The organism is Gelidibacter sp. (genome assembly GCF_039916245.1).
In the GTDB taxonomy this organism is placed as follows: Bacteria; Bacteroidota; Bacteroidia; order Flavobacteriales; family Flavobacteriaceae; genus Gelidibacter.
In genome coordinates this window covers 1-20,212 of the sequence record NZ_JBDSLS010000042.1, presented here as the reverse complement: position 1 = coordinate 20,212, position 20,212 = coordinate 1, and the positions used below count along the sequence as shown (strand labels likewise).

The 20,212-nt window shown below is 35.0% G+C and carries 19 protein-coding genes, 1 tRNA gene and 1 riboswitch; of the genes, 13 read left to right on the top strand and 7 right to left on the bottom strand.

Features of this window, described 5'->3' with window-relative positions; all coding sequences use genetic code 11:
- From ABIQ28_RS02110 to ABIQ28_RS02090, 5 genes are all read left to right on the top strand, one after another.
- Positions 1-199: hypothetical protein (locus ABIQ28_RS02110; RefSeq protein WP_348035100.1), on the top strand; the 199-nt coding region annotated here is incomplete at its 5' end.
- The gene (locus ABIQ28_RS02105) at positions 196-1,461 is read left to right on the top strand and encodes a restriction endonuclease subunit S (RefSeq protein WP_348035099.1); all 1,266 of its coding nucleotides are present in this window, start codon (positions 196-198) and stop codon (positions 1,459-1,461) included. The genes ABIQ28_RS02110 and ABIQ28_RS02105, both read left to right, overlap by 4 nt.
- 4 nt (positions 1,462-1,465) lie before the next feature.
- Complete coding sequence (locus ABIQ28_RS02100) at positions 1,466-3,034, top strand: RNA-binding domain-containing protein (protein WP_348035098.1); 1,569 nt, start codon at positions 1,466-1,468, stop codon at positions 3,032-3,034.
- 79 nt (positions 3,035-3,113) lie between these two features.
- Positions 3,114-6,125: a DEAD/DEAH box helicase family protein gene (locus tag ABIQ28_RS02095; protein ID WP_348035097.1), complete on the top strand. Its 3,012-nt coding sequence runs from the start codon at positions 3,114-3,116 to the stop codon at positions 6,123-6,125.
- 92 nt (positions 6,126-6,217) lie between these two features.
- A complete protein-coding gene (locus ABIQ28_RS02090) occupies positions 6,218-7,018 on the top strand; it encodes an N-formylglutamate amidohydrolase (RefSeq protein ID WP_348035096.1) in 801 nt (266 codons plus the stop codon).
- A 133-nt stretch (positions 7,019-7,151) separates the two neighbouring features.
- On the opposite strand, the gene ABIQ28_RS02085 is transcribed toward ABIQ28_RS02090, so the two are convergent.
- Entirely contained in the window at positions 7,152-7,355 is a 204-nt protein-coding gene (locus ABIQ28_RS02085) for a hypothetical protein (RefSeq protein WP_348035095.1), read from the bottom strand.
- A gap of 258 nt (positions 7,356-7,613) precedes the next feature.
- On the opposite strand from ABIQ28_RS02085, the gene ABIQ28_RS02080 reads away from it, so the two are divergent.
- Positions 7,614-7,698, top strand: a tRNA-Arg gene (locus ABIQ28_RS02080).
- Between the two features lie 100 nt (positions 7,699-7,798).
- Positions 7,799-8,986, top strand: coding sequence for a tyrosine-type recombinase/integrase (locus ABIQ28_RS02075; RefSeq protein WP_348035094.1), 1,188 nt, complete (start codon positions 7,799-7,801; stop codon positions 8,984-8,986).
- Between the two features lie 191 nt (positions 8,987-9,177).
- Here ABIQ28_RS02075 and ABIQ28_RS02070 read toward each other — a convergent pair.
- A protein-coding gene (locus tag ABIQ28_RS02070; protein ID WP_348035093.1) for an IS3 family transposase occupies positions 9,178-10,340 on the bottom strand; the annotation gives its coding sequence in 2 pieces (ribosomal slippage) (positions 9,178-10,103 and positions 10,103-10,340; 1,164 coding nt in all).
- Between the two features lie 332 nt (positions 10,341-10,672).
- On the opposite strand from ABIQ28_RS02070, the gene ABIQ28_RS02065 reads away from it, so the two are divergent.
- Complete coding sequence (locus ABIQ28_RS02065; RefSeq protein WP_348035092.1) at positions 10,673-11,260, top strand: recombinase family protein; 588 nt, start codon at positions 10,673-10,675, stop codon at positions 11,258-11,260.
- Between the two features lie 137 nt (positions 11,261-11,397).
- On the opposite strand, the gene ABIQ28_RS02060 is transcribed toward ABIQ28_RS02065, so the two are convergent.
- The 3 genes from ABIQ28_RS02060 to ABIQ28_RS02050 form a co-directional block, all read right to left on the bottom strand.
- Complete coding sequence (locus ABIQ28_RS02060; RefSeq protein ID WP_348035091.1) at positions 11,398-11,937, bottom strand: hypothetical protein; 540 nt, start codon at positions 11,935-11,937, stop codon at positions 11,398-11,400.
- 239 nt (positions 11,938-12,176) lie between these two features.
- Positions 12,177-12,692 (bottom strand): DUF6557 family protein, encoded by a 516-nt coding sequence (locus ABIQ28_RS02055; RefSeq protein WP_348035090.1) that lies wholly within the window; start codon positions 12,690-12,692, stop codon positions 12,177-12,179.
- Positions 12,693-12,704: 12 nt separating this feature from the next.
- Complete coding sequence (locus ABIQ28_RS02050; protein WP_348035089.1) at positions 12,705-12,989, bottom strand: hypothetical protein; 285 nt, start codon at positions 12,987-12,989, stop codon at positions 12,705-12,707.
- A gap of 164 nt (positions 12,990-13,153) precedes the next feature.
- Positions 13,154-13,250: riboswitch (SAM-I-IV-variant riboswitch) on the bottom strand.
- A gap of 303 nt (positions 13,251-13,553) precedes the next feature.
- Between ABIQ28_RS02050 and ABIQ28_RS02045 the strand changes: the two genes are divergently transcribed.
- A complete protein-coding gene (locus ABIQ28_RS02045; protein WP_348035088.1) occupies positions 13,554-14,456 on the top strand; it encodes a metallophosphoesterase in 903 nt (300 codons plus the stop codon).
- A 144-nt stretch (positions 14,457-14,600) separates the two neighbouring features.
- Here the strand turns inward: ABIQ28_RS02045 and ABIQ28_RS02040 are convergent, their stop codons facing one another.
- Together ABIQ28_RS02040 and ABIQ28_RS02035 are read right to left on the bottom strand one after the other, a co-directional pair.
- Entirely contained in the window at positions 14,601-15,038 is a 438-nt protein-coding gene (locus ABIQ28_RS02040) for a hypothetical protein (RefSeq protein ID WP_348035087.1), read from the bottom strand.
- Between the two features lie 93 nt (positions 15,039-15,131).
- Positions 15,132-15,494, bottom strand: a complete 363-nt coding sequence (locus ABIQ28_RS02035; protein WP_348035086.1) for a hypothetical protein — start codon at positions 15,492-15,494, stop codon at positions 15,132-15,134.
- A 371-nt stretch (positions 15,495-15,865) separates the two neighbouring features.
- On the opposite strand from ABIQ28_RS02035, the gene ABIQ28_RS02030 reads away from it, so the two are divergent.
- The 4 genes from ABIQ28_RS02030 (at position 15,866) to ABIQ28_RS02015 (ending at position 20,135) form a co-directional block, all read left to right on the top strand.
- A complete protein-coding gene (locus ABIQ28_RS02030; protein ID WP_348035085.1) occupies positions 15,866-17,614 on the top strand; it encodes a class I SAM-dependent DNA methyltransferase in 1,749 nt (582 codons plus the stop codon).
- Positions 17,614-17,970 (top strand): PD-(D/E)XK nuclease family protein, encoded by a 357-nt coding sequence (locus ABIQ28_RS02025; RefSeq protein ID WP_348035084.1) that lies wholly within the window; start codon positions 17,614-17,616, stop codon positions 17,968-17,970. The genes ABIQ28_RS02030 and ABIQ28_RS02025 overlap by 1 nt, the downstream gene beginning before the upstream one ends.
- 90 nt (positions 17,971-18,060) lie before the next feature.
- On the top strand, positions 18,061-18,804 hold the full coding sequence (locus ABIQ28_RS02020) for a hypothetical protein (protein ID WP_348035083.1): 744 nt from the start codon (positions 18,061-18,063) through the stop codon (positions 18,802-18,804).
- Positions 18,804-20,135, top strand: coding sequence for a restriction endonuclease subunit S (locus tag ABIQ28_RS02015; protein ID WP_348035082.1), 1,332 nt, complete (start codon positions 18,804-18,806; stop codon positions 20,133-20,135). The genes ABIQ28_RS02020 and ABIQ28_RS02015 overlap by 1 nt, the downstream gene beginning before the upstream one ends.
- Positions 20,136-20,212 lie beyond the last annotated feature (77 nt).

The window sequence follows — 20,212 nt, the reverse complement described above, 5'->3', positions numbered from 1 at the left end:
AATTCGCATAGGAAATCCGAGTAAGAAAAGCCATAAACATATTGCTATTGTTAGTATTCCCAACGTTATTGATGAGCATAATAATATTAAATCTGTTTTAATAAAAATTTTAGAGGACAGCTTTATGGGAGAAAACGGATTGGTTAAAGAAACTGAAAAGTTTCTTGAGACTTTAATAAATTTACCGAAGAATAAATGAAACGATATAACAATTACAAAGAATCTGGCGTAGAATGGATTGGTGAAATCCCAGAACATTGGAATAGATTAAGAATAAAAGGTTTAGTTTCTATTAAAGTTACAGATGGGCCTCATGAAACTCCACAATTGCAGACTGAAGGAATTCCCTTTATTTCAGCTGAGGCGATTAAAGGTAATCAGATTGACTTAGATTATAAACGAGGCTATATTTCATTAGAACAACATGAAGAATATAGTAAAAAATCAAAAGTTGAAAAAGGAGATATTTTGTTTTGTAAATATGGTTCTACAACTGGAAAATCAGCTTATGTGGATACTGACGTAGATTTTGGAATATGGTCACCACTAGCAATCATTCGTGCAGATAAAATTAAAGTAAATGACAAGTATTTATTTCAATCTATTCAATCTGATATGTTCAGAAGACAAGTTGAAACATCTTGGACTTTTGGAACTCAACCAAATATTGGAATGGGATCTATTGAAAACTTATGGGTTGCAATACCCCCACTCGAAGAACAAACCCAAATCGCCAATTACCTCAATCACAAAACAGCTCAATTAGATACTTTAATTGCCAAAAAAGAGCAGTTAATAAGCTTGTTACAAGAAGAGCGCACTGCTATGATTAATCAAGCCGTAACCAAAGGGCTTGACCGAAATGTGCCTATGAAAATTTCTGGTATTGAATTGGTTGGGGAGATTCCAGAGCATTGGGAAGCGAAAAACATCAAATATGTTGCTAGTTTAAGAAGTGGGGATAATATAATTTCGGAACAAATTAATTCAGAAGGAAGTTATCCTGTATATGGAGGTAATGGTTTGCGCGGTTACTACTCCGAGTATACCAATGATGGAAACTATATTTTAATAGGAAGGCAAGGAGCTTTGTGTGGGAACATTAAGTATGCATCGGATAAATTTTGGGCGTCAGAACATGCTATTGTTTGTTATTTGAATTCCAATCATAATTGGATTTGGTTTGGAAAGCTTTTAGAAGCAATGGACTTAAATCAGTATAATCAATCCGCTGCTCAACCAGGTTTAGCTGTTGGGTTAATTAAAAATTTAAAAATTCCTGTTCCGAGTTTTGAAGAACAATTGAGGATTGTTGATTTTATTGCCGATTTTGAGAAAGAAACAGATTCGTTGATGAATAAATATGAACAAGAAATTGACCTCCTCAGAGAATACAAAACCGCATTAATAAGTGAGGTGGTTACAGGAAAAGTAGATGTTAGAGAAGAAGTTTTAAATTAGCAGGATGAGCATATTAGTTGGTATAGAAAAATTGTTGTCTGGAAACGTTGTGGAAGGCACGCGCATGGAGTTTAAAAAAGGTTGGAATCCTACGCCTATAATGCGTTCTGTTTGTGCTTTTGCTAACGATTTTGAAAATGAAGGGAGTGGCTATGTTATTATTGGCGTAGAAGACCTTAATGGTAAAGCCATAAGACCTGTTTTTGGGTTTGATCCTAATGATTTAGAAAAAGTTGAAAAGGAATTGGTAGGCTATTGCAATCTTATTAAACCCGCCTATATGCCTCGATTGTCTTTAGAACCTATTGATGGAAAACACGTGTTGGTTGTTTGGGTTCCAGCAGGAAGCAACAGACCTTACAAAGTGCCTGATGATGTATGCGCAAAACATAAAACCTATAGTTATCGCATTCGGTTTCGCTCCAATAGTATCGTTCCAAACCCCGAGCAAGAAGCTGAACTCATACAATTGACAGCAAAAGTGCCTTTTGATGATCGAGTGAATACCCTTGCCCATGTCAACGATATCAGTTTTTCATTAATGCGAGAGCATCTTGAAAAGACAAAGAGTAGGCTTTATGAAGAAAGTAACACGATGTCGGTGGAAGAACTTGCTGAAAAAATGAACTTAACTCAAGGCGCAAAAGAACACTTGTTTCCTAAAAACGTGGGCTTACTCATGTTTTCAGAGAATCCAGAAAAGTTTTACAAAGGTGCTCAAATAGATGTTGTTGAGTTTCCAGAAGGAGTTTCGGCGAAAAAGTTTAATGAGAAAATATTTCATGGCGCGATTCAAAAGCAATTAGTAGATGTGCTTTCTTATATAAAAACGAATGTTATCAAAGAGAAAGTGATTAAATATGCCCATAAAGAAGCTTCTGACCGAGTTTTTAATTATCCATTTAATGCCATTGAAGAAGCACTTTCTAATGCCGTATATCATAGGAATTATGAATTGCAAGACCCTATTGAAGTTCGGATTCTTCCAAATGCCATTGAAATTATAAGTTTTAATGGCGCTGATCCTTCATTAAAACAGGATGATTTTGACAAAGGAATTGTGAGAGCAAGACGTTATAGAAACAGACGTATTGGAGAATTTTTAAAGGAATTAAGACTTACTGAAGGCAGAGGAACAGGTATTCCTACGATAGTAAAAGCACTTAAAGATAATGGTTCAGATAGCCCGATATTTGATACTAACGAACCACATAGAACTCATTTTTTAATTGAGATTCCTATTCATCCTGAATTTAACGACCAAGTTGATGACCAAGTTGATGACCAAGTCGATGACCAAGTTGATGACCAAGTTAAAGCATTAACAAAACAGCAAATAAAAGTTTTGGAGTTTGCTTTAATTCCAAAAAGAAAAAAAGAGATTTTAGTAGATTGTTTAGGTTTATCAAATCAAACAAAGAATTTTGTTACTCATGTTGAACCTTTGTTAGATTCGAAGTTTTTAGAGATGACTCTTTCTGATAAACCAAGAAGTAAGAAGCAAAAATATTTCACTACTGACAATGGAAAGAACATTATTTCTATTTTAAAAAATATAGACTCTGATGACTAAATTTCTAAATTGGTAACTATGACGGTAACTATGACGGTAACTATGATGGTAACTATGAAGTAACTAAGATAAAACAAATATGGCAAAAGGCATACATACAGAATTAACGTTTGAAACCGCAATCGAATTATCCCTATTGGAGGATGGTGGCTATGTAAAAGGTCATTCTAAAGATTTTGATGCGCAGTTAGGTATCTTCCCTAAATACGTTATTGAATTTCTTAAAAACTCCCAACCACAACAATGGGAAAAACTCTCTAACATCCATAACGAAGCCGTTGAAACTAAAGTGATTCAACGCTTACTTAAAGAACTCGATCTAAAAGGCACATTGGATGTTTTGCGCCACGGTTTTACGGATTATGGGGTAAAGTTTAACATGGCTTATTTTCGTCCAGAAAGTTCTTTAAACCCCGACTCTGAAAGATTATATTCTAAAAACCATTTATCGGTTACTAGGCAATTATACTATGAGCGAAAGGGCAAGAACTCCTTAGATATCGTATTAAGTTTAAATGGCTTGCCTATTTCGACTGTGGAATTGAAAAATCAGTTTTCTGGTCAAAATGTTACCAATGCCCAAAAGCAATATGTGTATGATAGAGAACCGAGCGAACCTATATTTCAATTCAAGAAACGCACTTTAGTTCATTTTGCCTTAGATGCTGACGAATGTTTTATGACTACCAAGTTGGCGGGTAAAGAGACGCGGTATTTACCATTCAACCTTGGTTATAATAACGGTGCTGGAAATCCTGTCAACAAGGAAGGCTATCGTACCGCTTATTTATGGGAGTATGTTTGGGCAAAAGATAGCTTTATGGACATCATTGGTAAGTTTCTGCATTTGAATGTTGAGACTTACGAATTTGATGGTGTAAGTAGAAGAAAGGAAACCATGATATTCCCGAGGTATCATCAAATGGATGTGGTGCGTAAACTAACCAAACATGCCAAAGCAAAGGGCGCGGGACATAATTACCTAATTCAACATTCTGCGGGTTCAGGAAAGTCAAATTCTATTGCGTGGTTATGTTACCGATTATCAAGTTTACACAATGCCCAAAACGAACGTATTTTCGATTCGGTGATCGTGATTACAGACCGTAAAGTTTTGGATAATCAGTTGCAAAACACCATTTATCAGTTTGAGCATAAACAAGGCGTCGTCCAAAAAATAGATAAAAACTCACAACAGTTAGCCGATGCTATTACTGCGGGTTCAAACATTATCATAACCACCTTACAGAAATTTCCATTCATTTTAGAAAAGGTTGGCGAATTGAAAGCCAAAAAATATGCGGTGGTTATTGATGAAGCGCATTCGAGCCAAGGTGGCGAAGCTACCAAAAAGATGAAGGAGGTGCTCTCTGCTAAAACCTTGGAAGAAGCGATGATTGAGGAGGCCTATTCTGGATTGGATGAGGATGCCGAAGATCAGATTAGAAAATCGATGGAAGCCAGAGGAAAACAGGATAATTTGAGCTTTTTCGCATTTACCGCCACACCAAAACCAAAAACGATTGAGGTGTTTGGTACACCAGATGCGCACGGTATTCCAAAACCTTTTGATGTATATAGCATGAAACAAGCTATTGAAGAAGGTTTTATTCTGGATGTATTGAAAAACTATACCACTTATAAAACTTACTTTAAATTATCCAAAGAGATTGAGGAGGATCCAACGGTTAATAAAAAGCAAGCTTCAAGAGCCATCGGACGTTTCATGTCCTTACATCCGCATAATTTGGCACAAAAAACTGAAGTGATCATTGAGCATTTCAGACAGGTAGTTTCCAAAAAGATTGGTGGCAAAGCCAAAGCTATGCTCGTCACGGGTTCACGTTTACATGCAGTGCGCTACAAAGAAGAATTTGATAAGTACATAAAGGATAAAGGCTACACAGACATTAAAACGATAGTCGCTTTTTCTGGAAAAGTAATTTATGACACTTATCCCGAAGGCGTAACCGAAATGCAACTCAACGGATTTAAGGAGAATGAAGTTCCAAAAAAGTTTGCCTCAGCCGAATACCAATTATTGTTGGTAGCCGACAAATACCAAACAGGGTTTGACCAACCTTTACTGCATACCATGTACGTCGATAAAAAATTGTCGGGCGTAAAATGTGTGCAAACCTTATCACGGTTAAACCGAATGCATGCGGGAAAGGATGATACGTTCATTCTTGATTTTGTGAACGACACCGAGGATATATTGAATTCGTTTCAGCCCTACTACGAGCTGACAACCGTTGAAAGCACAACGGATGCTAATCAATTACACGATTTACAATATGAAATTGAAAAAGCACAAGTGATTTGGGAGTCGGAGGTTAATAATTTTTGTAACGTGTTTTTTAAATCGACCAAAGCCCTATCAGTAAAAGAACAAGGCAAACTCAATGCATTTATAGATCCTGCCGTAGAACGCTTTAAACAACTGCCAGCAGAGAACTCGAAGGATGACGTTATCGGTACGGAAATTACACAGGATAATTTTAAACACGCTTTACAAACCTTTACGAGATTGTATTCGTTTTTGACCCAAATCATGCCATTTACTAATATGGAGTTGGAAAAGTTATTTACTTATTCGCGTTTCCTACTAAAGAAGTTGCCACGCACCAACCAAGGCGACCGTTTTCAACTTGGTGATGAGGTGTCCCTCGAATACTATCGTCTTCAAAAAATAGCCGAACAGGACATTGCGTTAGAAAGCAAAGGCGAGTATGGATTAGAAACTATGGACGGTGCTGGAATACGCATGAACAAGGAAGAAAAGGAGGCTCTATCGGAAATTATAGATGTATTGAATAATCGATTTGGCACAGAGTTTACAGCAGCAGACAAATTGATTTTTGATCAAGTTATTGAAGGTATCGTGGCAAACGAAAAACTGGGTATTCAAGCCAAGCAGAATTCTATTGATAATTTTAGTTATGGATTTAATGAAGTCTATCTAGATGAATGGATTACAAGATTGGAACTGAACAAAGACATATTCACTAAAATTATGGATGATAATGATTTCAGTGCTGTTGTTAGAAACTACATTTTGAAAGAGGTTTACGCACGATTGAATAAATAACAGCAACGAGTGTGCTTTATGGGCGTTTTACTGTTAGGAAGAATAAGGTGAAGCCGACGTAATATTTAGAAAGTGAAAAAATTGCAATGAATATGATTGGATATAATACTCTTTTGGGATTAGATTTATTTAGTGATGAGATTGAAGATTCCTATATTTTTCACATCCCACATTCAAAGACTGAAATACCCGACCAATTCAAATCCGATTTTGTCAATACAGAATCAATGGAGCATGAAATCAAGTTACTTACTGATTTCGCCACGGATGAAATCTTCACTATTGGTAGTTTGTCCAAAGTGGTATTTCCTTATAGTAGGATTTTCTGTGATGTTGAGCGTCTTGATGATGAAAACGAGGTAATGTTCAAATACGGGCGTGGGTTTTACTATACAAAAACAGATAGTGGGGAATTACTAAGGGAGAACTTGAATGGGAGCAAAGAGATGATCTATACTGATTACTATCTCAAACATCATGAGCGGCTAACTAATCTTGTAGACCAAAAACTTAAAGATGGTCGATCTCCAGTGATAGTTGACTGTCATTCATTCGCAGACAGACCATTCACTTCCGATCTTGAACAAGGTAGCGAAAGACCTGATTTTTGTATCGGTACTGATGAATTTCACACCCCTAAATGGTTGGTTGATATGGCGGTTGCGTTTCTGACCAATCAGGGTTATTCAGTGAAAATAAACTATCCCTATTCAGGCACTATCGTTCCAATGAAACATTATCAAAAGAATGAAGATGTGCATAGCATAATGATTGAGGTGAATAGAAAGTTATATATGGACGGCGGTGTTGTTGACGACAACAAAGTCAAAGAATTGAATCAATTGATGTCAGGACTGTTTTTGGTGAATTATCAACCAAACCCTATTGAATAGTGATAGAACAAGGTAAACTAAATTCATTTGCAAATCCAGATGACTACCTTGACGCGATGCGGATAATTTCATAACACATATTTAATATGAAATTTCTAATTTCAAAATGAACAGTTCTTATGTATTTAAAATTTTAATTTGTTAGCATTTTTCGCTTTCTTCTATCCGCACGAATTTTAGCTTTTTGCTCATCTGAAAATATGCTTGTTTTTTTTTCAGTTTTTATATGTTTTGAATTTTCTAATTTTCCCATGCGATCCACCTCATCCAAATTAACTTGAATCATATTAATGTATGTTTGGATTTCGCTGATTAATTTTTTTATTTCCTTCTCCATAACGTAAAATTGGTTTACTTATATAGTAGTTAAGGCAATGTGGATGTCCCGTTGTTTATGTTTTCGTTTGTTATATGTTTGATAATATTGTACTTTTTACGTTACATTTGTTTTCAATTAAACGCATGAAGAGACTTTTAGGTTATGAAACGCCCACAACCTTTGATATCAGGGAGATTTGGGAAATATTAACCTCTATTAAAAACTCTATCACAGAAATTTAATTGTAGTAATTTCTCTAGTTTTAGAAATGTAATTATCTATAAACCAATTGGTTAGCTTATCAGTTTGTATAAGACTTTCCCTTCTAAGGAGGCGGTCACAGGTTCGAATCCTGTCGGGCTCACAAAGCCGAAACCCTTACTAACAGTAGGTTTCGGCTTTTTTTATGCGACATTATTACCTCTGCTAAAATGCTAACCGTAGCAATACCCGTAGCAATTATGTCGAATAAAATTTTATTACCAAATGGCAACAAAATGAGTGTGCCGTCAGTCAATCCGAAAAACTGGAAAACAGGGATTTCGTCCCTTATGAAAAAAGATTGGTATATCCAATACTACTTTTATGAGCCTGATATCAAGAAGGGAAAGTTCGTTCTCGTTAGGGGGATGAACTCTGAAAAGGAGCTGATAGGTCGGCAAGCGTTGACCCAAGTTATCATTGATGAACAGATCGATCTTCTCAAAATGGGATATAACCCAATACTGAAAAAAATAATAAAAGAGGTCGTTAATAACACAACTCTAACCCCATACCTATTTTTTATAGATGCGTTCAGAAACGTAATGACCAAAATTCAGTGTACAGAAAAACATCGGAAAGAAGTTGGTTGGTGCATAGATCGTCTTGAGAAACATGCAGTCAAGGTGGGATTACAGAATGTCGTCATTGAACAACTCAAAAGGCGACAACTTAAACAGTTGTTGGATGCCTGTAATTTACCGAGTAGTTACTACAATAAATACATAGCATTCTTATCGAGCATTTTCAGGGAGCTTGTCGAGTATGAGTGTTGCTCACATAATATTGTGCGCGACATTCGCAAACGAAAAATTGTCCAAACTCAGAGAGAGGTCATGTCCACGACAGAACTAGATGCAGTAATGTCGCATTTGAAATCGAATCACTACGAATTTTGGAGGTATGCGCAAATATTCCTTTACTCGGGTGCAAGAACTACCGAACTATTCCGTATCCAAGCCAAAGATGTGAATATCGATATGCAGGAGTACAACACCATCATAATGAAAGGTTCCAATCCTCATGAAACCACTAAGGTTATTTTAAAAGAGGTCTTACCACTTTGGAAAGAAATGGTTCACAAGGCAAAGCCTGATCATTATATATTCGCTCGAGGCCTTATTGCAGGTGAAGAGCCGATCAAGCCATACCAAATAACTTTAAGATGGCTCAGGTTAGTCAAGAATTCAGAAGATATTAAGGATGAAAATGGTGAGGTTTTAAAAATTACTGCGGACTTCTATTCGCTTAAACATACTTTCTTGGATTCACTGCCACGGGAAATGGCAATGTTGATGGCTTCGCATACCAATTCAACGACGACGGCAATTTATCGCGTTAACGAAGAAAAAAGAACCCGCGAAATTTTGAAGAATATGAAGTTGTGAAATTGTAATTATTAGCACTATTAAAAAGAAAATCCCGAAACTATTTTCGGGATTTCTTATGGATGACTATTATTTACGTCACAGTAACTAAATTTCGTTGGCTAACCTTTATCGTATTTAAATATTTCAAGATTTAATTTCATCTATTCTGTGGAAATACTGGACTACCTAATAAAAATGGGACTAATTTTTTAGGCCGCATTGTTGATAATTCTTTTTAGTTTTATTTCCATTTCTAGTGGTGTTAAATAATCCAAGCTTGAATGAATTCTTTTTGTATTATACCATGTAATGTACTGGCTTATTTTGTCAAATAATTGCAAGTATGAAGTGAACTTAAAACGATATAACCATTCGTATTTAATAGTCTTAAAAAAGCTTTCCGCTACTGCATTATCCCAACAGTTCCCTTTTCTACTCATGGATTGTCTTATGTTGCTATTGAAAGAAAAAATATTAGTCATTGTATTGGCTGCATACTGAACGCCTCTGTCGGAATGAAATATGAAATTATTTGAAATAGCTCGATTTCTTCTAGCATGAATCCAAGCTTTTAACACCGTGTTTTGTACAGTCATATCTTCGCTTAACGCCCATCCTACTACCTTTCTGTCTGCTAAATCTATAATAGTTGTTAGGTAATTCCAGTTATCATTTACTCTAATATAAGTAATATCAGACACCCATTTTTCTCCTATTGTTGAACTTGAAAACTCTCTATCTAGTTCATTTCTAGCCAATGAAAAGTTATGCTTGGAATCTGTAGTATTTACAAACTTTCTTTTTAAAACACTTTTCAACCCCATTTCTTTCATCAATATTGCGATATATGAACGGCAATAATTCAGGTTTTCTCGTTCTAACATTTTCTGTATTCTACAGCTTCCATAAATCTCTTTACTATCTTCAAAAATAGCTCTAATCCTTTCTTTCAGTAGTATTACAGAGTTTTTAGTTTTTACTAAATTCTTATTCTTACGCCAATTGTAATATGCATTTTTACTGACTCGCATACATTTACACATCTTCTCAACCACAAAATCTGCTTCATTTGATAAAATGAATTGATATTTTAGTAATCGCTCTTGGAAAAGATGCTTACTGCCTTTTTTAAGATATCACGCTCCATTTTTACATCACGTAATTCTTTACGCAATGCTTTAAGTTCTTGCTCTTCCATAGTAAGTTCTCTTTTCTTGGAAAAGTCTCCAGATTTAGCCTCGTAATCCTTTTTCCAGCGACTTATAAGGCTGGGAGCAACACCATAGTCCTCGCTTATTTGTTTTGCTTTCATTCCTGCTTGCAATAGTTCTACTATTGTAACCTTTAATTCATTGTTGTATCTTTTTGCCATAATTCAAATATATAATTTATGACCGTAAAAATTCGTCCCAGCTAAACTAGACAATCCATGCTCTCAGTATTCATATAATATTCTTGACTAGTTAAAAATCAGGAAAAAATTAAATTGAAATAATATTTGATCAATTTTTAGAAACCCAAATCATGACATTTTTATCAATTAAAATCAACATATTATTTTTAGAGTAAGGTATATTCGTGTATCAATTATTTCATTTTATGAAACCCATTCATTGAGGTTTTGCTGTGTCAATTATATCCATCCTAAATTAGGCACAATAAAATGGTTTTTGTATCTTAGTGATAAGTCAAAAGCTAATAGTTATGAAAGCACGTTATGTCCGAATCAGTACAGCCAATCAAAACCACGAAAGGCAATTAATAAACAATCACCCGAACGAAAAACTATACATCGATGTTTGCAGTGGATCGATACCATTCAGTAAACGGGAACAGGGTAAAGAACTTTTTTATTCTGTTGCACTCGGTGAGATTAATTATATAAGTGTCCATGCGGTGGATCGGTTAGGTAGAAATTTATTGGACATCCTGACGACATTACAAATACTTGATAAAGCTGGTGTCACCGTCAAGATAGATTCTTTGGGGCTGGAAAGTAGGATTGGAGATAAATCAAATCCCGCTTTTAAACTAATAACTACTGTTATGGGTCAGATTGGTGAAATGGAAAGGGAAACCATGCTCGAAAGACAAAGGGAAGGTATTGCAATAGCAAAAGCCAAAGGAACGTATAAAGGTCGTGTTAGAGGTTCAACTCAAACCAAGAAAGAATTCCTTAGTCAGTACACCAACGTCATAAAAGAACTTAATGCGGGGATGTCTTTACGCAAAACGGCAAAACTATGTGATGTTAGCTTAGGTACTGTGCAGAAAGTTAAGAAGCTTATATGACAGAAAAAAGGGATACAGTTTTTGAGAAACTTCCCCTTTTGATTTTGATTCTTTATATTAAAAATTTATAAGCTCATTTCATTACTTGAACATGATTATGCTTTTGGTGTAAAATCAGTTATGTTGCTTGGAGTATCTTACTTAATAGAAGTCGATTGGTGTCCCGAATTCTTAATTAGGATTTCACTATCATCTTCAATATACCAAATATCACCATCAAAATTTTTTTCTAAACTCAATTTCCCCTCGATGATATCATTACACAATTTATCAATCATGTAATATGACGACTTAATTACGGCGTCCGACATGCCTTTATCTTCACTAATAGGTTTTTGCTCCATTGCGACCTGAACATCTTCAATCTTCCAGACCAAATGAATGTCTATAACATCGTATCCCATTTTATAAGTAAGTACAAATGTACAGTTTATGAAATCGCTGACATCCTCGACCCAATCAGTGATAACAATGTTTGGTTTCTTTTCAGGATCGGCTTTTCTAATTTCTTCCCGAATGGTTTTTTCGGTTTCATCATTTAGTATAGCCCATTCTCCCGACAATTTATCTATAACCGATTGTTTGTCCGTGCCGACCCCGCCGACCACAATTATTGCGGTGTTGTATTTTGGATATTGTACGTCACTAAAGGTAATTTGTTTGTCTTTGTTTTTCATTTTGGTTATTAGTTAGTTAGTTTTATAAATGTGTATTACTATAATCAAACTCAATATAAGTCGTTTGTAGATAGCTTGATCAAATTACCAAGTCCATACCCGCAATTTAAAGATTCATATCCTAGTTTAACTAAGAATAGTTTTTTATTGTTTATTGTATATTTTTATTAATTCCATTCATTTTTATAATTTTCCAGAAAATTATAATTCGTGATGGAGATCGCTAATGATAATACCAGCTAATCGTTGTTTTCATCAAGCCATTCTTTGAAGAGCTCTTCTGCTGAAATCGCGGTGGCATCTCTCTCTGCTTTAGTCATTGATTCACGTTCCTTTCTACTCTTTTCGATTCTATTGATTTTTTCTTGAATGACTTCTTCGGTAAAGCCTACAAAGGTCATTTCGTAAAGACAATGGACAATGATTTCCAATCCAGAAAAATCGTTTGAAGTTTCTTTATTGATATCCATACCCAGCCATTCTCGCCACGGCGTAAACTCTATGGCTTGTGAATAAGTTCCCTCCTCGTTTTTCGGATTCTTATGTACCCCTGAAACGTCAATATACTCGTCCTCGCCATCTTTTTCTTTGGTTATGACAATCGACATATCGTTTTCTTCGGGGGACATTATTACCAATTTTTCAAATACAGTTTGGTATCCCTTAATGTTTTCTTCTGCCTCAGGATAGGTTTTCAAAAACACAGGTAAAATAGTAGACCACGTATTGGTTTGTAAGATCTGTTTTAAGGTCATGAGTAAACATTTTTAGCTATAAACAAAATTGAAATTCACGAAGGTATATTTATCTCCTTTATTAAAAGTCATTTGAGAATTTTCCTTAACCATATCCGTACAAAGCGCAACTTCCTTTTTAATTTGTTCTTCAGTTAACCCTGCGACGTCATCATTGAAGAAGATAACGCTTTCTGCATAAATGCCATCCCAATGCCATTTTTGATAAACCACATCGTATTCGGCGATGTTAGCCTTAACACTTGCGATAATTTGAGTGTCTTCCTCTACAGGGATGTCTTTAAATTTTTCTGTCATAATTACTGTCTTTATGTTAATTTATAATTTAGTTTAATTAGTTTTCAAGCGCCATAGCAGTTCCGCTCAGCTTCCTGCGCAGAGTTTCTTTTGAAAACCTTTGAACTTTAATCACGTTGTTTTTGTGTTATAAGAACACAGTAATCGGTAAATACTATAAAAGGAATAAATCATATTTTTCCTAGAAATAGGCTCATTGTTTTAGCACCTTCGCCTGTTTGAGCAGGTTGCTATCACTTCACGTGATTCGTAATGATATCTCAAATATAGTAAGAATTTTCAACTAATACCTCACGATTATGCATGAGTTTTAGTCTCTGTTTGCAATTTCAAAATTTGGACATGCTTACTCTGTTGTTCGAATTGATAAAAATTTTAACAGTAGGTTTATCGCTACAAGATTGGTTTATAAGCTTGTATTAAATGATTTTATATGAAATCAACTTATTGTTTGTTGTAGCCATTGAATTCGATGAAATTTTAAAATCATAATTTATAATGATAACACTTAGCGATATGGTTATATTACTCGATTGTATAACTAATAATACCTAACAAAAAACAATGATTGACTTAATTGGAGACGTACACGGGTACGCTGATGAACTTGAAGAATTACTTACCAAATTGGGATATTCAAAAAAGGACAACTATTATTCACACCCTGAAAGAAAAGCTTTATTTGTGGGCGACTATATTGATAGAGGTCCAAAAATTAGAGAGACTTTAGAGATCGTAAAACAAATGTCTGACAATGGTAGTGCCATTGCGTTATTGGGTAATCACGAATATAATGCTCTTACTTTTCATTTTAAAGATCCTAAAGGAGGACACTTACGAGAGCATTCAATTAAGAATATCCTTCAACACTACGAGACATTAGAACAATTTAAAAACAAACAGGAAGAGTACGAAGAATATTTAGAATGGTTTAAAACATTACCACTATTCTACGAAACAGAAACGTTTAGAGCTGTGCACGCTTGTTGGGATTATAAAAGTATTGACTACCTAAAAAAACATTTAAGCAACAACCGACTAACAGATGATTTAATATTTCAATCTGTAAAGGAAGAAACAGAATTGTATGACGCGATTGAGAATACCTTGAAAGGTAAGGAAATTAGCATACCCAATGACAGGCGATTGCCAGATAAAGACGGTCACCTACGAAATGAAATGAGAATAAAATGGTGGGTAGATCCATCGGGAATGACTTACAAAACCATCAGTATGCCGACAAATGATAAACTTCCAGAAGAAGCAGTCAATTTGAAAGATATAGATTTTTACAAAAAAGATGACAAAATTGTTTTCTTCGGGCATTATTGGTTAGAAGGAAAACCGTCGCTTTACCAAGATAATATTTGTTGTCTAGATTATAGCGTAGCAAAAGGAGGTATATTGGCAGCGTATAGCTTCGATGGTGAACTTAAATTGGATGAAAAGAAATTTACATCTGTATAAAAACAATACAATTCAATAATTGAGTAAGAGGCTCCGTTCCTTAATGGGGACGGAGCTTATATTTACATCATTTTTTCAGAAGTCGTAAATTTTTACGAGTTTTTCTAAATTCACACGCACAAAACTTTCGCCTCAAATTTTGAGCTAATTGACAATGAAAATTAAAACTTCAATCGGGATTTCGCCCGTAATCGTATACAAAACGGTGTTGTAACTGCCTTTTCCTTGACGCAGATATTTACCATCAAAAGTGTATAAAACCGTGTTATAATCGCCTTTGCCTTGTCGAATGAATTCACCGTCCCATGTACAAAGCACATCGTTATAATCTCCTTTTCCTAATCTTAAATATTTACCGTCCCAAGTTGATAAAACTGTGTTGTAATCACCTTTGCCTTGACGAAAATATTTACCGTCATAAGTGGCCAAAACCGTATTATACACACCTTTCCCCTGCCTTAAATATTTTCCGTCCCACGTATACAACACCTCATTATAATCGCCTTTCCCCTGTCTAATATAGGTTTGAGCATCGACTATAAAGGATGAGAGCAATAATGTAATTGTGAGTAGAAGTTTCATGTTTGGTTTAATTGTCATATTTCAATAATAAGTCTCCAACTAATTCAACACAATTGGAAACCTGTTTTTGGAAGAGCATTAAATTTAGGTTGTTTAAATTATTGAAATCAAAGCGTAAAGTTGGTCGCGAGTTAACGCTCCGTCTATAAAGTATTTTACATTTCCATGCCTTTTGTCTTTAATTTCAGAACCATCAATATAATAACGCATTGAACCATGTTTTGATTTATCCTTTACCTCAGCGCTGTCAACATAATACCTGACAGTTCCATGTCTGCTTTTTTCCCTAATTTCGTCTCCATTGATAAAAAATCTCACAGTACCATGTCTAGATTTTTCTCTGACTTCTGAACCGTTAATATAGAATAGCGTTGTTCCATGTTTTTTATCTTTAATATCATTTCCATCAATATAGAATAATGTTTTTCCGTGCTTTTTGTCTTTGATGTCTGGCATAATACAATGGTTTTTAAATAGGCTTACTCTAAATCGGTTTTCAGCTTTCCCGTAAACATAAAAATAAAAGCCTCCATTCACACAGTGTGATGCGATTAGAAACTTTTTATTGAATTACACCGAATATACTCAATAAACCCAATTAAAGAAATATAATCGCTCGTGCTCAACATTACGGAACTTTTATTCGAAACATATCATTTCTTTCATGTCTTGGATTTACAGCGACTAAATTCAAAACATACCAACGTCAAGTTGTTTAAAATTTAGCTATTATTTAAAGATTGTGAAAACAACAAACTTCGATCAAGGTTGGTATTTCAAACGATTTAAGTATCTTCCATTTTTTTAAAATACACCTCATACCAACTATGACAAATATTAAAGAGTCCGCTAACTTTATATGGTCTATTGCCGACCTACTACGTGGTGATTACAAACAAAGTGACTATGGTAAAGTAATATTGCCACTTACAGTTTTAAGACGATTAGATTGCGTGTTAGCATCAACCAAAGCAGATGTTCTCAAAAAGTTCGAGCAAGTGAAAAGCATGAACATCCAGAATCTAGATCCTATTTTAAATAAAGAAGCTGGATACAATTTTCATAATGCGAGCTTGTTCGATTTTGATAAGCTTATTGCCGATCCAAATAATATTGCTTCCAATTTGCGCAACTATATCAACGGGTTTTCAGAAGAAGCTCGGGAAATTATTGAGCAATTTGAATTCGACAACCAAATTACAAAGCTTGAAGAATCCAACTTACTGTTTTTAGTGCTGAAACGCTTCCAAGAAATAGACTTACATCCAGAGCACGTCTCAAGTATGGAAATGGGTTATATGTTTGAGGAATTGATTCGGAAGTTTGCTGAGATTTCCAACGAAACCGCAGGGGAACACTTTACCCCTCGTGAAGTGATTCGTCTTATGGTCAATCTATTGTTTATGAATGATAGAGAGGTGCTGACGCAGAAAGGCATCGTGAAGACCATTTTTGATTGTTGTGCGGGCACAGGCGGGATGTTATCCGTAGCCGAGGAATACCTGAACGAGCTAAACCCAGATGCCAGATTAGAAGTATTTGGACAAGAACTCAACCCTGAATCCTATGCTATCTGTAAAGCGGATATGTTGATTAAAGGGCAAAAACCTGATAATATTGCCCGAGGCAACAGTTTGGTTAATAAAGACGGATTAAAATTAAAGGGCGACCAATTTACCAATCATAAATTCGATTACCTCATTACCAATCCACCGTTTGGTGTGAAGTGGGGAAAGGTTGGTAAGGAAGTCAACGAAGAACATGAAACGTTAGGTCATGGCGGTCGTTATGGCGCTGGTTTACCTTCCATAAGTGATGGGTCGTTTTTATTCTTGATGAATCTCATGTCAAAAATGAAACCTAAAAGCGAAGGAGGCTCACGTTTAGCTATTGTGTTTAATGGTTCGCCAATGTTTTCGGGCTCGCCAAGTAGCAAAAAGAACGAAAGCAGTATTCGCCAATGGATCATAGAAAATGATCTTTTAGAAGCCGTTATAGCCTTACCAAACCAATTGTTTTACAATACAGGTATTAGTACTTACATATGGATGATAAGCAACCACAAAGCTCCAGAACGTAGAGGAAAGGTTCAGCTGATTAATGCCGTTGACTTCTTTAAAAAGATGAGTAAGTCCTTAGGCGATAAACGCAATGAGCTTTCTGATCAGCACATTGTAGAGATTACGAAATTATATGGCGATTTTCAAGAAAGCGCACATTGTAAAATTTTCGATAATATCGATTTCGGATATTCTAAAGTAACCGTTGAACGTCCAGAAATTAAAAAAGGAAAAATAGTCACCGACAGCAAAGGCAACCCTAAACCTGATTCTAAATTACGGGATACCGAAAACATTCCGCTAAAAGAAGATATTCAACAATATATGAAACGTGAAGTGTTGCCTCATGTGCCAGACGCTTGGGTCGATGAAAAGAAAACTAATGTGGGTTACGAGATTAACTTTACGAAGTACTTCTATGAGTATAAGCCATTAAGGTCGTTAGCTGATATTAAAGCTGATATTATGGCTTTGGAAGAGGAAACTGATGGACTGTTAAAAAGCGTGATTAAATAATGCAGGAATTTGAAAGGCTTTTAGAAGATATAGGTTCGACTTTACCAGATTTGCCTCCACTGACACCTAAGAATATATTTGATATTTTGGGCGTTCGTAATCAGGAGAATGTCAATTCGAAAATACTAGCTTATTTTTTAGATGTTAATGAAACTCACGGTTTACAATCACTATTTTTTGATAGCCTAAAAACAATTATAGAAGATAAAGGATATGCCAATACCGAGTTCCTTGATAATTTCAATGGTGATTTTAATGTGCTTACCGAAGACACAACAGCGTTCGCTGAAAACGAAGCAAAAAAGCGAATAGATATTTCTATTTTGGGCGATGATAAATGGGGAATAATTATTTAGAACAAACTCTACCACATCCTTGTAAATCCATTAAAAGCATATTGGGAACATACTCAGAAAACGTGCGGAGATAATATAATTGGAGTTCTTTTGACACTCAATAATCTTGGTTTAAAAGATGACAAAAAGGAAATTACTATAAAAGGCAAACAAGTAGTTTATCTCAATATTACTCATCAAGAATGGATAACTGAAGTGCAAAGTCAGCTTAACGTCGGAGACATTCAAAACCTAGAAGGACTTTTATACCTTAAAGAGTATATTAAAACTATTCAATCTCATTATACCTCAAAAATGGACGAATCAACATATAATGCAATTGCATATTCTATAATAAAGCATCAAGAAGAAGTACAAGCTATCCAACTAAAAATCTCTCAAACGGAAAAGTTTATTGATCAGCAAATAAGAGATGTTTTTGCAAGCTATGGCTATGAAAAAAGAGGAAGTTATTTTACAAATATTGAAGCAACATTTCCTGTATATTTTTATGTCCCAACAGCTACAAGAATTTTAAAAGAAAACAAACTGTGGTTTACTTTAGAGTTAAGAAATGAAATCAATAAAACTATAAGGGAGACATTGAAGGAAGATTCAATTCAATCTTATTTTAAACCTCTACTAACAAAACATGAAAAAATTCGCATAGGAAAACCAAGTAACAAGAGCTATACTCATATTGCTATTGCTAGTATTAAGAACGTGATTGATGAACATAATAACATTAAATCGGTTTTAACAAAAATATTAGAGGACAGCTTTATGGGAGAAAACGGATTGGTAAAAGAAACTGAAAAGTTTCTAGATGCTTCAATTATTTCATCTAAAAATTAATGAAACGACACGAAAAATATAAAGACTCGGGCTTAGAATGGCTTGGTAAAGTTCCAGATTATTGGGAGTCTTGGAAAATTAGTCACGCATTTACAAAAATAGGTAGTGGAACTACACCGCAATCAGGAAACCCAATCTATCACGAGAATGGAACAATTAATTGGTTAAATACTGGTGATTTGAATGATGGCGTTCTATACTCATGTGCAAAAAAAATCACTCCCAAAGCAATTGAAGATAATTCTTCATTAAAACTATATCCAAAAGGATCATTGGTTATCGCCATGTATGGCGCAACAATAGGCAAAACCGCTTTGCTCCAATTTGAAACTACAACTAATCAAGCCTGTTGTGTTTTTAGTGAATCTGATATTATAGATATCCAATTTCTGCAATATTGGTTTAAGGGCAATAAAGAACACATTTTAAACCTTGCCATTGGTGGTGGTCAGCCAAACATTAGTCAAGATATTTTAAAAGGAATTAGACTGTATTGTCCCAACAAAGAAGAACAAACCCTAATCGCCAATTACCTCAATCACAAAACAGCACAATTAGACACTTTAATTGCCAAAAAAGAACAGCTAATAAACTTGTTGCAAGAAGAGCGCACCGCAATGATTAATCAAGCCGTAACCAAAGGTCTTGATCCAAATGTTGCGATGAAAGATTCTGGTATTGAATGGCTGGGGGATATTCCTGAGCATTGGAATGTTGTTAAGGTTAAGCACTTTACAGAAAAAATAGGAAGTGGTGTTACTCCTAGAGGGGGCGCCGAAGTATATCAAGAAACGGGAGTTCCTTTATTAAGAAGTCAGAACATTTATTTTGATAGATTTAAAATTGACAATGTTGCATTCATATCAGAAGAGATTCATAACTCAATGAATAATAGTAAAGTATTCAAAGGCGACGTATTGTTAAACATAACTGGAGGTTCAATTGGGAGATGTTTTTATCTTACTGATGAATTTAAAGAAGCTAATGTTAATCAGCATGTTTGCATTGTTAGACCAAATGAAAATATAGTTACCGAGTATTTGCATTTACTTTTGAGTTCTGATGGAGGTCAAATTCAAATAAGTTTATGTCAACAAGGTGGTAACAGAGAAGCATTAAATTTTGAACAGTTAAAGAACTTTCCATTTGCATTACCAAACATTGAAGAGCAATTAAGAATCATAGATGGAGTCCACGAAAGTAATAAGCGAATGAGTAGTATTATAGAGAAATCTCAACAAGAAATCGACCTTCTAAAAGAATACAAAACCGCATTAATAAGTGAGGTAGTCACAGGAAAGGTAGATGTTAGAGAAGCAATCTTAAATTAACAGGATGAGCATATTAGTTGGTATAGAAAAATTGTTGTCTGGAAACGTTGTGGAAGGCACGCGCATGGAGTTTAAAA